This is a genomic window from Flavobacterium sp. DW-iso2 (assembly GCF_058725285.1).
The window spans coordinates 120,990-134,459 of sequence record NZ_JBZXDY010000001.1; the positions used below are offsets into that span (position 1 = coordinate 120,990).

Genomic DNA, 13,470 nt, shown 5'->3' on the forward strand with positions numbered 1-13,470 from the left:
CTTAACAAAGACTGGATTGTGTTTTAGACTACTATTTTCACTACGCCATAAATTGTCGAGGATTGCAAGCTTCAGCTAGTTAAAAACGCTGATTACTTTCAATTTCTAATTTTAGTGTATCAATGAGTACTCGACTTGTGTTTTAATTGAATAGGCAAATAAACACCTTCGAAGTCAGGAGACTTCGAAGAGCATTGGTAATGTTTTGATTAAAAGCTAATTATTTTGATAGGTCTTTGTGATGTTACGATTTACTCGATCAAAAGTCAATACCAATTTTACCTCATTAATTAATCGCTTTAAACTGTTTCATCTCTTGTAATGGTTCGATGGCATTGTAATCTTTCCATATCTTAGGATCATAGGATTTGATCGTTGTAAATTTAAAATCGGTTTCCTTTATTTTGTCAATCGCCCCTTCGGCTATTGTAGTACGAGACATATTTAGGAATTCCGTTTTGCTACTCGTATTGGCTTCAATTTTTAAATCCAATTCAAGCACATCCTTTTCGCTACTTGTTAATTCTATAAATTTCACGGGACGGTTTAAATAAAAGTAATTTCCTTTCTCAATAGCGGCATATTGCATGTAGTAGCTATCGTCTTCGGTTCTTTTTTTGTAAATTATGCTTCCTTTACTAACATTTTCGGACACTTTAATTCCCAAAAGAAACTTCATGTTAAAATTATGCACCTTTTCACCGTTATCTAAAACATAATCAGTTCTCAGGACGGCATAATCAGTTTCAGAAATATACAATTTACCCACATACATGGCTTTGCTTTTTCGAGGTTTAAAAGTAAGAACGTAAGCAAATTCATTTTCATTAGTGTAAGTCGTACCTTCAAAAGTATAGTCATACAGCTCTGGTTTTTGTATAAAATCAAACTTCTTGTTGTTTAACAAATTGGTTTGATACATAAAGCTGCTAAGGTTACTTTTTGTAGCAGTTAACTGACTGTCTATTTCTATGTCAATACCTTTGTTTTTCTTTTTATTGAAGTCTTTACGTAAAGAAATCGTATCTCTTGATCCAAAAAGTCCACTTTTTGCGCGATAATATTTAGTGGAGTCTAAGTGTTGTAACATCATATTCATAGCTGTTTTTTCTAAATCGTCTAGGGACGTAGACTCTCCTTCATTTTTTAAGACAGTAGCTTTTAAAACAGCTAGTTTGGAGGTAAACACAAACTTATCAGCTTTTTTGGTTTTAACCGAATAGTAGTTACAAAGAATATCGGTAAATGATAACGGCGGATGCGATATTAATTTTTTAGAAAAACCCTGCAAGTCATTGTTGACTTTCAATAAAGCTTGCTTGCTAAAACCAGTTGATTTGTTAATCTCCACATCGATTATGGAAGGATTAAAATAATTAGAGGTTCTGTAGAAGAACATTTCTTTTGACCCTTTTTCGCCAGTGGTATAATTACGGCTCAAGTTGGCTTTTACATTAGCCATAATCTCATATGGATTGGGTTTTATATTGGATACAGCAACATCATTTAGTTGAAAAACACCAGGTGCCAGTTTAATGCTATAATCAAGTCTTTTTAATTCGGCGACGGTCAATTGCTGATTAACATAACCCAAATAGGAAACTGTAATTAGGGTTTCGTCCTTACTGTTGTTTTCTGAGAGTGTAAAATAGCCTTCACCATTAGAAACCAAATTTTCAGATTCGTTTACCTTAATATTAGCATACGGAATACTTTCCCCAGTTGCGGAATCAATGATTTTACCTTTTATGTTTTGAGCAACTCCTAGCTGAAAAAGGAATAAAATGAAAAAAGAATTAATTAAAATTTGCTTCATTTTTTAAAATGTTTAGTTGTATTAATTATGATGATTGTCTTTAGATACTAAATTGATTTTTGAGATAAAAATTAATGTTTCTATTTTTCAAATGTAAAGGTTATTAGAATAGGAATTAGAGCGTATTTATTAATTTTATGTTAATTTTCTTACTAAATTAAAATTTGTACTTAGGTGCGAAAATTAAACCCATCCCGTTCAGCGGTAGTGCTAAAAAGGTTGATTATAAAATTTTTAAAACTAAACTTTAAAATAGAATTAAACATAATATCTTTACGTTTCTATAATTAGCTTTTATTTAAATGAAAAAACTATTACTTATTGCGATTTTCGCAATTACCGCAGGTGTTTTTGCTCAAGATAACACTCCAAGCACTGTTGGTCAGTACTACACTAAGAGAGAAGTACACATTAAAATGCGTGACGGAGCATCGCTTTATACTGCGATCTACACGCCCAAAGACCATTCGAAAAAATACCCAATTATCATGCAACGCACTCCGTACAGCTGTGCACCTTACGGCCCTGACCAATTCAAGAAAAGCATTGGCCCTAGCGAAACTATGATGAAAGAAGGCTATATTGTAGTTTACCAGGACGTACGTGGACGATGGATGAGTGATGGCTTGTATGACAATATGCGAGCGTTCATTCCTAATAAAAAATCAAAGATGGATGTTGATGAAGCTTCAGATACCTATGATACCATTGACTGGTTAGTCAAAAATGCAGACAATAATAATGGAAATGTAGGTGTATGGGGAATTTCATATCCGGGCTTTTACTCCACTTATTCGTTGTTGAGTAATCACCCTGCTTTAAAAGCAGTTTCTCCTCAGGCCTGTATCAGCGATTTTTTCTTTGATGATTTTCACCATAACGGTGCGTATTTATTGAGTTATTGGAAAGCGACACCACTTTTTGGTATTCAAAAATCAGAACGCACAACCACTTCTTGGTACAAATTCCCTGATTTAGGAACCAAAGATGATTATCAGTTTTTTCTAGATGCAGGACCGCTGGCTAACTTGGATAAATATTACGGAAAAGAAGATGAATTTTGGCAACAGCTAAAAGACCATTCCAGTTATGATGATTTCTGGCAAAAAAGAGGGATTCTGCAACACTTAAAAGACATTAAACCTGCAGTGATGACCGTAGGTGGTTGGTTTGACGCCGAAGATTTATACGGACCTTTGAATACCTATCAAGCTATAGAGAAAACAAGCAAGAATTACAATACAATTGTTATGGGTCCATGGAGTCATGGAGACTGGGCGAGAGATGGAGCGAAAGCTGTTATTGGAAACATAAATTTTGGTGATAGTATTTCGGGGTTCTTTCAAAAAAATATTGAAGCTAACTTTTTTCGTCATTTCTTAAAAGATAATGGTAAAGGAGAAAACAAACTACCAGAAGCTTATGTTTTTGATACAGGATCTAAAGATTGGAAAACGTATGACGTTTGGCCACCAAAAAATGCAGCAAAAGAAAGCTTTTATTTGGCACAAGATAAATTAACGAAGGCAGCATCAAATGAGGTTGGTTTTCAAGAGTATATCAGTGATCCTAAAAAGCCTGTTCCTTTTACGGAAGATATCAATCAAAAAGGGATTACACCAAGAAAATACATGACCGATGACCAGCGTTTTGCAGCCCGCCGTCCTGATGTATTGGTGTATGAAACAGAGATTTTAAAGGACAATATGACGTTGGCTGGAGATATCTTGGCACAATTACAAGTTTCCACTTCAGGAACAGATTCGGATTGGATTGTGAAAGTAATTGATGTTTTTCCTAGTGATGAGCCAGAAACGGCTGAGGTAGCACCCTATTTAAAAATGAGCAATTACCATATGATGGTACGAAGTGAAGTGATGCGTGGTCGTTTTAGAAATAGTTTTATCAATCCAGAACCTTTTGTGGCTAATGAGAAAACAGCGGTAAATATTAAATTGCAAGATGTGATGCATACGTTCAAAAAAGGGCACAAAATCCAAATCCAAATTCAAAGTACGTGGTTTCCTTTGATTGACTTGAATCCACAAACTTTTGTAGAGAACATCTTTTATGCAAAACCAGAAGATTTTAAAAAGCAAACACAACGCGTGTATGATGATTCTAAAATTATATTTACAGTTTTGAAATAATAGATTGCTACTTTCAAACAAAAAACCCAATCCTATTCATTAGTGATTGGGTTTTTTTGTTTTTAGGGGGAGGATTATTATTGAGTTGCGAGTGTAAATTGGATGGCTTTCTCAACAAGCGGTTCCATAACCTGATAACCAGCTTTGTTAGGATGCACTCCGTCATTTGAATAAGTAAAGGGCAAGCCTTTTTTATCGTCAACCATCTCGGAGTAATAATCAACATAGGCGATGTTATAGGACTCGGTATAATGTTCAATATTTTTATTTAAGGCTATAATGGTATCTGCAGGTTTTTCTTTAGGTTTCCAATAAAAATAATTGGCAGGTAAAACAGAACACAAAACAACCTTGATGCCATTAGCCTGAGCGAGTTCTATCATCGAAAAAATATTGTTTTGGATCATTTCTAGAGTCGAAGGACCAGTGTTGCCAGCAATGTCATTTCCGCCGGCAAGAATAACAACTAATGCTGGCTTTAAGTTAATGACGTCGGCTCTAAAACGCAGCAGCATCTGCGGTGTCGTTTGCCCGCTGATTCCTCGATTGATATAGGGTTTTCCTTGAAAAAAATTAGCATTAACAGTGGGCCAAAATTCAGTTATGGAATCACCCATAAAAACAACCCTTCTTTTCCCGATTTCAGCGTCTTTTATGGCAGCATTTTCTTTTTTGTATTTGTTCAAATAAGGCCAGTCATGAGCTTGTGTTTTTTGTGCCATAAAGAATTATAGATAGAATTGTGAAAAGTGATTTGAATACTTTAGTAGTAAACAGAGTCGTTATATACTATTAAGTAACACTTTTAAAGGAACAAATTTAATAATTTTAAATTAATAAGTAGCCCTGACAATTTTCCGTTATGAAAAAGTTGTAATTGCTTTTAACATAGTTTTTTTTTATAAACAAGAAAAGAGTATTTCCAAATTGAACCAACTTTTAAATTTTCGTTAAAAAATCTATGAAGTTAAAATACTACATTTTTAAAGTCTTAAATTTGAGTAAATTAAAAAACACAATTATGAAAAGAAATGCAACCGCAGTATGGAATGGTTCTCTTAAGGAAGGCGCTGGAAAATTGACAACACAAAGTAAAACATTAGAAAATACACAATATTCATTCAAATCTCGTTTTGAAGAAGGAGTAGGTACAAATCCTGAAGAATTAGTAGCTGCAGCCCATTCGGGTTGTTTTACGATGCAACTTTCAGCTTATATTACCGAAGAGGGTTTTGAAATTGAAAGTATTGAAACTAAATGTGACATTGATCTAGTGGATGGGGCAGTTATTAGTTCTCATTTAACGGTAAGTGCTAAAATAAAAGGGATATCTGATGATGCTTTTCAACAACAAGTTACAAAAGCGGAGAAAAATTGCCCAATTTCTAAATTACTGAACGCTGCTATTTCTACAACTGCCACGTTGGCTTAAAATAGCATTTTAAATTATATAAAAAAGTCTCCAAAGAGTAAAATGGAGACTTTTTTGTTGTAAAAAAACTTTTATGATAGTGATTTGCTAAAACAAACACTATCGTCTATTCCTTCATATTGACCATAATTAGTTGTGACAGAATATCCATTCTTTTTGTAAAGCGCAATCGCTTCAGGATATCTTCTGCCTGTTTCTAAAATACAACTGGTAAACGACAATTCTTTAGCCCAAAATTCTAAGGCGCCTAATATTTTAGAAGCAATGTTTTTACCGCGGTTCTCAGGATTAACAAACATTCTTTTTATTTCGGCAGTTTCACCTTGATATACTTTAAAAGCTCCACAGCCTACCGCTATATTGCCATCATAGGCAACCACAACATATTTTATACTGTCAGTTTTATTGAATTGGGCATAAAAGATATGTTCTTCGCCATCCCGAATCTGGATGTCTTTGTCAAGCAGCGTAATTAATTGGATGAAATCAATATTATCTGGGTTTGTTCTTAAAATTGTTATCATTTATTTAATCAAATAAATCAGAGGACAAATAGCGGTCTCCTCGGTCACAGATTATAGCTACGATTACACCCGATTCTAATTCTTCGGCTATTTTTAAGGCCGCTGCCACAGAACCACCGCTGCTCATTCCTGCAAAAATACCTTCTTCAAGTGCAAGCCGTTTTGTCATTGCCCGCGCTTCAGTTTCGCTTACTTCCATAATGCGGTCTACTTTTGAGGAATCAAATATTTTAGGTAAATATTCCTGAGGCCATTTTCGAATACCTGGAATTTGAGAGCCATCACTCGGTTGTGCACCAACTATTTGTACATTTGAATTTTGTTCTTTTAAGTAGGTAGACGTTCCCATAATGGTACCTGTAGTCCCCATGGCAGCAACAAAATGAGTTACGGTGCCATGCGTGTCATTCCAGATCTCTGGACCAGTCGTTTTATAGTGGGCTTTCCAGTTATCGTCATTGGCAAACTGATTAAGCATGATATAACCACCTTCAGCCACTTTTTTGTCTGCATAATCTCTGGAGCCTAATATTCCTTCTTTTGCAGAAGTTAGGATTACCGTCGCACCATAAGCGCGCATGGTTTGGGTGCGTTCCTTGGTTGAATCTTCAGGTAATACAAGTTCGATTTCTATATTCAACAATTGGGCAATCATAGCCAATGCAATTCCCGTATTTCCACTAGTGGCTTCAATCAATTTATCTCCTTTTTTGATGTCGCCTCTTTCTAAAGCGGATACAATCATATTATAGGCAGCACGATCTTTTACAGAACCTCCAGGATTGTTTCCTTCGAGCTTCAACAATAATTTTACATTCTTATTTTTAATCAAATTGACGCTTTCTACCAAGGGGGTATTCCCAATTAGGTCTAATAATTTTTTAGGTTCCATGCTATCTTAGTTCTTTTATTTTTACTTCTGTGGTTGTAGTGTTGGTCACTAGTGAATTTTCTGGAATGGATTTAGTAACCCAAGAGTTTCCACCAATGATACTATTTTTACCGATTACAGTATTTCCTCCTAAAATGGTTGCATTAGCGTAAATACATACGTTTTGCTCCACTGTGGGATGTCTTTTTGCATTTTTCATTTCTTTACTAACGCTGAGCGCTCCTAAGGTTACCCCTTGGTATATTTTTACAGATTTTTCAATGACTGTAGTTTCTCCAATTACGATACCAGTGGCATGATCTATAAAAATGGGGGAATCTATTTTGGCACCGGCATGGATGTCCGTTCCAGTGATTCGATGTGCGTATTCGCTCATCAATCTGGAAAAGAGAAGTAGGTCTAAAAGATAGAGCTCGTGGCTCAGTCTATAGATGGCAATAGCATAAAATCCAGGATAGCCAAGATATACTTCCTCGATACTATTAGAAGCAGGATCATTTTCCAAAAAATAATTAGCATCTTGATTTAATTTTTCAAGAACGGAAGGCAGTTTTTCTAAATAGTGTTCCCAAATAGAATCACAGATTCCTGTCGGCTTTTTGCAGGCAATTACAGAAATTTCTTTGAAAAGAACTTGAAGTTCGTCAATACTTTCGCTCAACGGCGCATTGGCATCAAATAAAGTATAGAATAATTTTTCAGTAAAATCTTCTATTTTTGTTTTGATTCCGTAATTAATGGAGGATTGCCCCTTTAAAGAGATTATATTTTTAATAATCAGATCTTTTGTCATGATTATGGGATTGAATGATTAATAGAAAAGGCTTAAAGTACGCAGTAATTAGAAACAGCAACAATAATTCCCTGTTGAAATTGGAGGTGCATGTTGCTTATTATTTTGTTTTTGGTCTCAATAAATAAGACGAAACAAATATATTGAACTATTTTCAATTAAACTCTAAGAACTGCCATAGTCTGAGTTGAAGAGTACCGATTTAAATTTAAATGGGTTCAGAGTTCATTATTTTCATAAAAGAGGTTTTTAAATCCGTAAATTAGCATAGTAAAAACGATACAGATGGCTATTGTCCCCACTTTTAAGAGTGATCTTTCAAACAAGGAATTCCCTTTGATGGATAAGATCTCTGGAAAAACAATTCGAAATCCAATTTTAGCATTGATGCAGAATGATTTTCCGAATTTTTCGAAGGAGCAATCACTATCCGTTTCAGAACTAAATTTATATAGGCAAAAATACATTTCAAGCTATTTATTGAATGAAATAGGGGTGCTTTCGAATATTGAAAATAAAGTTAACGATGAATTAAAAGAATATGATTCTTTAGTTAGCACAATTGAAGAAAAAGTAGAACCCCGAACTTTTGGACAGATTATAGCAGATAAAGTGGCTAATTTTGGAGGAAGTTGGAAATTTATAGTTCTGTTTGGGATTTTTATTCTACTTTGGATTTCAGCAAATATATATATTCTTTACAATAAAGGATTTGATCCTTATCCCTTTATTTTATTGAATTTAATTTTATCTTGTATTGCAGCATTGCAAGCTCCAGTTATTATGATGAGCCAAAACCGCCAAGAAGAAAAAGACCGTGACAGAGCCAGAAGGGATTATATGATCAACTTAAAATCAGAACTTGAAATTAGAATGCTTCATGAAAAACTGGACCATTTAGTTAGACATCAACAAGAACAATTAATAGAAATTCAAAAAATACAAATTGAAATAATGAATGATATTTTGAGCAGCATCAACAAATAGATGAGTTGAAATGTGAAAAATCGAAGCGATTTAAAAGTGTTTGTAGAAGTAACCAGCAATCATAAAAAGTACATTAATAAGCGCTACAACCAGAATAAATTTTTGAGAGACAACTCCTTTATAAATTAAATGAAAACCAAGAAGGCTTAAAAATAAGAGGGAGGTAAATAGGGCAGGATACATTTGGAAAGAACCGTTAAAATCCCCTTTTAAAAGCAATAGGAATGACCGCTGAAAACCACAGCCCAAACACTCCACTCCGAAGAGTGTTTTACTTAAACAAGGAATCATATATTTTTCTAAATCCAATGGTTTTATTTTTTTTACAATTTACAAAATTTCAGTAAAGCATTTAATAAAAAAGGGAGCCAATTTTAAATTTATTACATTTGGAATCTGATAGGTAAAGAAATGAAAAAATTAATAATTCCAATGATGATTGTGGCAATACTTGTTGCTTTCTTTGAACAGGTAAGTGCCGAAAAAAATGTGTATATAACTGTAATTGCAATTGCTCTTTTTATGTTTGGCATGATGCAGTTGAGTGCTAAAACGCCGAGTAAAAATCAAGATAATCAAGATAAAGAAGAAAAAGATGTTTAATAAAGGAGACAAAGTTTCAGTGCTGGACGAAGCTATAAATGGAGTGGTAGTATCTGTCAAAGATAAAGAAGTTACAATAGAAACAGAGGATGGATTCATGATGACATTTTTTGTCAATGAGTTACTTAAGATAAACGATACCAGTAACTTAATGGATTCTATTAGAAGAGTTAATAGAGATGAGGTAGAAAAAGAAAAAGAGATCCCAAAACCAAGAAGTTTTGTAAAAGAACGCAAAGACAAACACGAAAGATCAGCACCAGAATTCGATTTACATATCGAAAAATTGGTGCCCAATAAACAAGGCATGTCAAATTATGACATTCTTACTTTGCAATCTGAAACAGCCAAACGTCATATCGAATTTGCGATTCGCAACCGAATTCCAAAGATTGTTTTTATTCATGGTGTTGGCGAAGGAGTGTTAAAAGCAGAGTTGGATTTTTTATTAGGTCGCTATGACAACATTGCTTTTCAGGAAGGTAATTATCAAAAATATGGTCAAGGTGCTACTGAAGTTTTTATTAAACAAAATAGTAAATAAAGCACGTTAAATTCATAAAAAAAAGTCCCGTTTGTGATTTCAAACGGGACTTTTTTTGTGCTTATTTTTTACTAATATCTGTGTCTTAATTAGTCGTCAACAAATCACCGTAGATAAAATTATCACCCAATAAAAAATCGCTATTTCCTTTCTTTAATGTTACTTTTTTAAGCACAATTGTGTGCTTGAAAGCATTGGGTCCATTTGTAGTTGTCGTTACTTCGATAATACCGCTGACACCATTTACACCACTTACGGCGTCCCATTGTTGGTTTATTGTGGGTGTGGCAGGTATTGTTGTCCCGCAAAAATAATCGCCTGTCAAGGGAACTCCTGTAAATAATCGATAAGTAAGTTGGTTTGAGGTCGTACCTATGACTCCAGTTCTTGGGCTGTTTAAAGGGGTAGCTACATTAGCAATCAAACTCGGGTCGATGTCTAATGTTAATGCTTCGCTGCTCGTATAATTATAAACTAAGTTAGAGCTACTGCATTTTTCTACTGTTTTGTCAAAAAGAAAAGGCAAAGAGTTAGAAGTTGTTACATAATCTCCAAAAGGGAAAGTTTTATAAACTTGCGTTCCGTTGCTTTTTGCAAAAGTGATGTTTTTAAAAACGATGTTATGATTGTATCCCGTAATTCGGGTACTGTTCTCCGTCGTGTTTAATGTTTTTATCGCTTTTGTAAATATTTGTATTTTTCCTGCTGTTGCAGCCCATTGATCGGTTACGATGGGTGTTGCAGGAGCTATAGTTTCACAGATGTTGTTATTTGCTACCACACCGTTATAAAAGCGATACACCACGCGGTTACTACTACTGATATCTATTGTGGTTGGTATTCCTACTACTGAAGGTTCGTTTACAAAAGAAGTTGCCGGAATTTCAAGTAGCAAAGCTTCTTTTTCTTTTATTTTGAAAATAATGTCATTTGTAGTACAACTTTGAGTTGTTATATTTTCGAAGTTAATGTCTTCTTGAATTAAATTACCATCATCACAACCATTTAACACCAAAACAAAAACCAATAGGCTTAAAACTCTTTTCATCGTAAAATATATTTTTACAAAAATAGCTAAAAAAATGACAATTGATATTGAACAATACACAATTGATATTTCATAACTTTGCAGTAATGAAAAAAATATACCTCGATAACGCATCAACGACAGCCATAAGACCTGAAGTTATTCAAGAAATGACAAAAGTAATGGTAGAAGATTTTGGGAACCCTTCGTCAACGCACAGTTTTGGGCGAAATGCTAAAAGTGTTTTAGAACTTTCCAGGAAATCAATAGCCAAGCAGTTGAATGCTGCTGCACAAGAAATTATTTTTACGTCCTGTGGAACGGAAGCCAATAATTGGATCCTTCGCTCTGCTGTAGCAGATTTGAAAGTAAAACGCATCATCACTAGTAAAATTGAGCATCATGCCGTTTTATATACCGTGCAAGAATTGCAAAAAGAGTTTGATATTCAGGTAGACTATGTTGCAGTCAAGCCAAATGGAGAAATAGACATCACAGATTTAGTGGAATTATTAGCACAGAATCATAAAACTTTAGTGAGTTTAATGCATGTTAATAACGAAATTGGAACTGTTTTAGACTTGAATAGAGTTGCACCAATATGCAAACAATACAATGCGCTATTGCATTCTGATACAGTTCAGTCCATTGGAAAGAAAGAAATTGATTTACAGGAACTGCCCATTGATTTTTTGGTAGCCAGTGCCCATAAATTCCACGGTCCTAAAGGGGTTGGATTTGCATTTGTGCGAAAAAATTCAGGATTGCAGCCTTTGTTTTATGGAGGAGAGCAAGAAAAGGGATTGCGAGCCGGAACGGAAGCAGTACACCAAATTGCAGGAATGGCAAAGGCTTTGGAACTTTCCTATGCTAATTTAGATGCCGAAAGAACTCAGATTTTCGAATTGAAAAAGTATTTGATGGAACGACTTGAAATTGATTTTCCTGGTTTTATGGTGAATGGAAGTCAAGATGGTTTTTACAATATGTTGAACGTTTTGTTGCCTTTTTCTAAGGACAAAACTGCTATGATTTTATTTCATTTAGACATGAAAGGGGTTGCGGTATCCAGAGGAAGTGCTTGTCAGAGCGGGAGCATCAGAGCATCACATGTATTAGCTGAAATGCTTTCGGATGAAGATTTAAGAAAACCAAGCTTACGCATTTCATTCAGTCATTACAATTCGAAAGAGGACATAGATTTATTGATAGATGCTTTAAAAAGTATTTAAATGACAAAATCCTTCTTGTAAACTGCCTCAAAAAAGTTAGATACTGTTTGGGTAAGTTTACAAGACGGATTTTTTTAAACTGTTATATTTTCATCGAGGACTGCTTCTTTTTCTTTCCTTTTTTCTTCCAGAATTGTTTTTTTCTTTTTAGCTGTTATCATTAAACCCAGCATCATAATAATCGCAGTCATCAGGATCACTTGAATAATTAATGATTTGTTAACTAACAATATGGAATGCTCAGGAGCGATACCTAGGAATAGTAAGATGGTAATAAGTCCTCTAGGCGCTACAAAAAGCAAAGGAAACAAAGGCATTCTAGAAATTTTTAGCTGAACGAAACGCAAAAGAAATAGAATTGCCACAATTCCTACAGCCCAAATAATCGTATCTGGATTTATAATTTCAGCCGTTTTGATTAAATAGCCAAATAATAGAAAGAATAGCGCTCTAACCAAGAAGGTAGCCTCAATTATTAATTCTTTAAATTTAACAACCTCCTTGTTCAACAAATCAAGTCTAAATTGCTGTGTCCATTTATAATGTCTTAATTCATCTAAATTACCAATCGACAATCCAAAAACTAGGATGAAAATAAGTGCCGGTAAATGGAATATTTTTGATATTTCATATATCAATATAATTAGCAGCACAATTGGCACAAACTTAATATGGTGTTCAATTTTATTTAGAAGAAAGGACAATAATATCGTTGCTACAAAAGAGATTGCAATTATAATTAATATCTCTAAGCAAAAGTATCCAAATGTTTCTAGTCCGAAGCTAGTGTTATAGGCAATGAAATTAAAGAAAACCACTCCAAAAATATCAGATAAACTACTTTCATAAATAATGAATTCTTTTTGACTCGAAGTCAAGTTTCTTACGCTTGGAATCGCAATGGCGCTGCTAATTACACAAAAGGGAATCGCATTTATAAGACTAGATCTAAAGGAATAGCCTCCATAGTAATGCAATAAATAAGCAAGGGAAAACGCTAAAACAATCAAAGGAAGGAAAGCGCCAATAGATGATTTTCTTATCAGTCCAACTTTAGATTTGTTGAGTTCGAGCTCTAACGATCCTTCCAATACAATAAGAATAAGTCCAATTGTACCTAATACAGGCAAAGTAGGGGAAAGATCTGGTAGATTTATATCAAATAAATAGGTTACTTCTCTAACGATCCATCCTAAAAGTAATAATAGTATAACTGAAGGTATTTTTGTCCTTGATGCCGTAAGGTCAAATAAGTATGCAATAAGCAACAGTAGACAAAGTGAAATTATAACTGTCATAGAAAATTAATTATATTTTTTAATTTTTAATGGTTTCCACAAGCGGTAATGGAGATCTATTTTTTGTAATATAATACATTAGCGGGTCAAATCACAAATATATTTTTATATTTAAAAATATATTTGTGATTTAGCATTCTTTTTTTAGGCTAAAAGACTGTACGTAAATGCT

The 13,470-nt window shown here is 34.0% G+C and carries 14 protein-coding genes; 6 read left to right on the plus strand and 8 right to left on the minus strand.

Annotation, left to right across the window (positions count from 1 at the left end; all coding sequences use genetic code 11):
- Positions 1–286: 286 nt before the first annotated feature.
- Positions 287–1,816 (minus strand): carboxypeptidase-like regulatory domain-containing protein, encoded by a 1,530-nt coding sequence (locus AC4PRO_RS00540; RefSeq protein ID WP_492115893.1) that lies wholly within the window; start codon positions 1,814–1,816, stop codon positions 287–289.
- A 302-nt stretch (positions 1,817–2,118) separates the two neighbouring features.
- Here AC4PRO_RS00540 and AC4PRO_RS00545 point away from each other — a divergent pair, with 302 nt between their 5' ends.
- On the plus strand, positions 2,119–3,966 hold the full coding sequence (locus AC4PRO_RS00545) for a CocE/NonD family hydrolase (RefSeq protein WP_492115894.1): 1,848 nt from the start codon (positions 2,119–2,121) through the stop codon (positions 3,964–3,966).
- 77 nt (positions 3,967–4,043) lie between these two features.
- On the opposite strand, the gene AC4PRO_RS00550 is transcribed toward AC4PRO_RS00545, so the two are convergent.
- Positions 4,044–4,688, minus strand: coding sequence for an SGNH/GDSL hydrolase family protein (locus AC4PRO_RS00550; RefSeq protein ID WP_492115895.1), 645 nt, complete (start codon positions 4,686–4,688; stop codon positions 4,044–4,046).
- Positions 4,689–4,987: 299 nt separating this feature from the next.
- On the opposite strand from AC4PRO_RS00550, the gene AC4PRO_RS00555 reads away from it, so the two are divergent.
- A complete protein-coding gene (locus AC4PRO_RS00555; RefSeq protein WP_492115896.1) occupies positions 4,988–5,398 on the plus strand; it encodes an OsmC family peroxiredoxin in 411 nt (136 codons plus the stop codon).
- A gap of 71 nt (positions 5,399–5,469) precedes the next feature.
- On the opposite strand, the gene AC4PRO_RS00560 is transcribed toward AC4PRO_RS00555, so the two are convergent.
- From AC4PRO_RS00560 to epsC, 3 genes are read right to left on the minus strand one after another with little or no spacing between them, the layout of a single operon-like run.
- On the minus strand, positions 5,470–5,922 hold the full coding sequence (locus tag AC4PRO_RS00560) for a GNAT family N-acetyltransferase (protein WP_492115897.1): 453 nt from the start codon (positions 5,920–5,922) through the stop codon (positions 5,470–5,472).
- Between the two features lie 4 nt (positions 5,923–5,926).
- Entirely contained in the window at positions 5,927–6,814 is an 888-nt protein-coding gene (cysM, locus tag AC4PRO_RS00565; protein WP_074723139.1) for a cysteine synthase CysM, read from the minus strand.
- Between the two features lies 1 nt (position 6,815).
- Positions 6,816–7,607 (minus strand): serine O-acetyltransferase EpsC, encoded by a 792-nt coding sequence (gene epsC / locus AC4PRO_RS00570; RefSeq protein ID WP_492115898.1) that lies wholly within the window; start codon positions 7,605–7,607, stop codon positions 6,816–6,818.
- A gap of 285 nt (positions 7,608–7,892) precedes the next feature.
- On the opposite strand from epsC, the gene AC4PRO_RS00575 reads away from it, so the two are divergent.
- The gene (locus tag AC4PRO_RS00575; protein WP_074723137.1) at positions 7,893–8,594 is read left to right on the plus strand and encodes a DUF1003 domain-containing protein; all 702 of its coding nucleotides are present in this window, start codon (positions 7,893–7,895) and stop codon (positions 8,592–8,594) included.
- Between the two features lie 30 nt (positions 8,595–8,624).
- Here AC4PRO_RS00575 and AC4PRO_RS00580 read toward each other — a convergent pair whose 3' ends face one another.
- Positions 8,625–8,903 (minus strand): DUF2752 domain-containing protein, encoded by a 279-nt coding sequence (locus AC4PRO_RS00580; protein WP_074723136.1) that lies wholly within the window; start codon positions 8,901–8,903, stop codon positions 8,625–8,627.
- Between the two features lie 102 nt (positions 8,904–9,005).
- On the opposite strand from AC4PRO_RS00580, the gene AC4PRO_RS00585 reads away from it, so the two are divergent.
- Together AC4PRO_RS00585 and AC4PRO_RS00590 are read left to right on the plus strand one after the other, a co-directional pair.
- A complete protein-coding gene (locus tag AC4PRO_RS00585) occupies positions 9,006–9,197 on the plus strand; it encodes a hypothetical protein (protein WP_074723135.1) in 192 nt (63 codons plus the stop codon).
- On the plus strand, positions 9,190–9,741 hold the full coding sequence (locus AC4PRO_RS00590; RefSeq protein WP_492115899.1) for a DUF8465 domain-containing protein: 552 nt from the start codon (positions 9,190–9,192) through the stop codon (positions 9,739–9,741). The genes AC4PRO_RS00585 and AC4PRO_RS00590 overlap by 8 nt, the downstream gene beginning before the upstream one ends.
- Before the next feature lie 85 nt (positions 9,742–9,826).
- Here the strand turns inward: AC4PRO_RS00590 and AC4PRO_RS00595 are convergent, their stop codons facing one another.
- A complete protein-coding gene (locus AC4PRO_RS00595) occupies positions 9,827–10,789 on the minus strand; it encodes a hypothetical protein (RefSeq protein WP_492115900.1) in 963 nt (320 codons plus the stop codon).
- Between the two features lie 86 nt (positions 10,790–10,875).
- On the opposite strand from AC4PRO_RS00595, the gene AC4PRO_RS00600 reads away from it, so the two are divergent.
- Positions 10,876–12,000, plus strand: coding sequence for a cysteine desulfurase family protein (locus AC4PRO_RS00600; RefSeq protein ID WP_492115901.1), 1,125 nt, complete (start codon positions 10,876–10,878; stop codon positions 11,998–12,000).
- Positions 12,001–12,074: 74 nt separating this feature from the next.
- On the opposite strand, the gene AC4PRO_RS00605 is transcribed toward AC4PRO_RS00600, so the two are convergent.
- Positions 12,075–13,298, minus strand: a complete 1,224-nt coding sequence (locus AC4PRO_RS00605; RefSeq protein ID WP_074723131.1) for a cation:proton antiporter — start codon at positions 13,296–13,298, stop codon at positions 12,075–12,077.
- Positions 13,299–13,470 lie beyond the last annotated feature (172 nt).

What these genes read in the sequence shown, in the direction of transcription:
- AC4PRO_RS00540 (WP_492115893.1), bottom strand. Translation starts at nt 1,816, where the DNA reads ATGAAGCAAATTTTAATTAATTCTTTTTTCATTTTATTCCTTTTTCAG.
- AC4PRO_RS00545 (WP_492115894.1), top strand. Translation starts at nt 2,119, where the DNA reads ATGAAAAAACTATTACTTATTGCGATTTTCGCAATTACCGCAGGTGTT.
- AC4PRO_RS00550 (WP_492115895.1), bottom strand. Translation starts at nt 4,688, where the DNA reads ATGGCACAAAAAACACAAGCTCATGACTGGCCTTATTTGAACAAATAC.
- AC4PRO_RS00555 (WP_492115896.1), top strand. Translation starts at nt 4,988, where the DNA reads ATGAAAAGAAATGCAACCGCAGTATGGAATGGTTCTCTTAAGGAAGGC.
- AC4PRO_RS00560 (WP_492115897.1), bottom strand. Translation starts at nt 5,922, where the DNA reads ATGATAACAATTTTAAGAACAAACCCAGATAATATTGATTTCATCCAA.
- cysM (WP_074723139.1), bottom strand. Translation starts at nt 6,814, where the DNA reads ATGGAACCTAAAAAATTATTAGACCTAATTGGGAATACCCCCTTGGTA.
- epsC (WP_492115898.1), bottom strand. Translation starts at nt 7,607, where the DNA reads ATGACAAAAGATCTGATTATTAAAAATATAATCTCTTTAAAGGGGCAA.
- AC4PRO_RS00575 (WP_074723137.1), top strand. Translation starts at nt 7,893, where the DNA reads ATGGCTATTGTCCCCACTTTTAAGAGTGATCTTTCAAACAAGGAATTC.
- AC4PRO_RS00585 (WP_074723135.1), top strand. Translation starts at nt 9,006, where the DNA reads ATGAAAAAATTAATAATTCCAATGATGATTGTGGCAATACTTGTTGCT.
- AC4PRO_RS00590 (WP_492115899.1), top strand. Translation starts at nt 9,190, where the DNA reads ATGTTTAATAAAGGAGACAAAGTTTCAGTGCTGGACGAAGCTATAAAT.
- AC4PRO_RS00595 (WP_492115900.1), bottom strand. Translation starts at nt 10,789, where the DNA reads ATGAAAAGAGTTTTAAGCCTATTGGTTTTTGTTTTGGTGTTAAATGGT.
- AC4PRO_RS00600 (WP_492115901.1), top strand. Translation starts at nt 10,876, where the DNA reads ATGAAAAAAATATACCTCGATAACGCATCAACGACAGCCATAAGACCT.
- AC4PRO_RS00605 (WP_074723131.1), bottom strand. Translation starts at nt 13,298, where the DNA reads ATGACAGTTATAATTTCACTTTGTCTACTGTTGCTTATTGCATACTTA.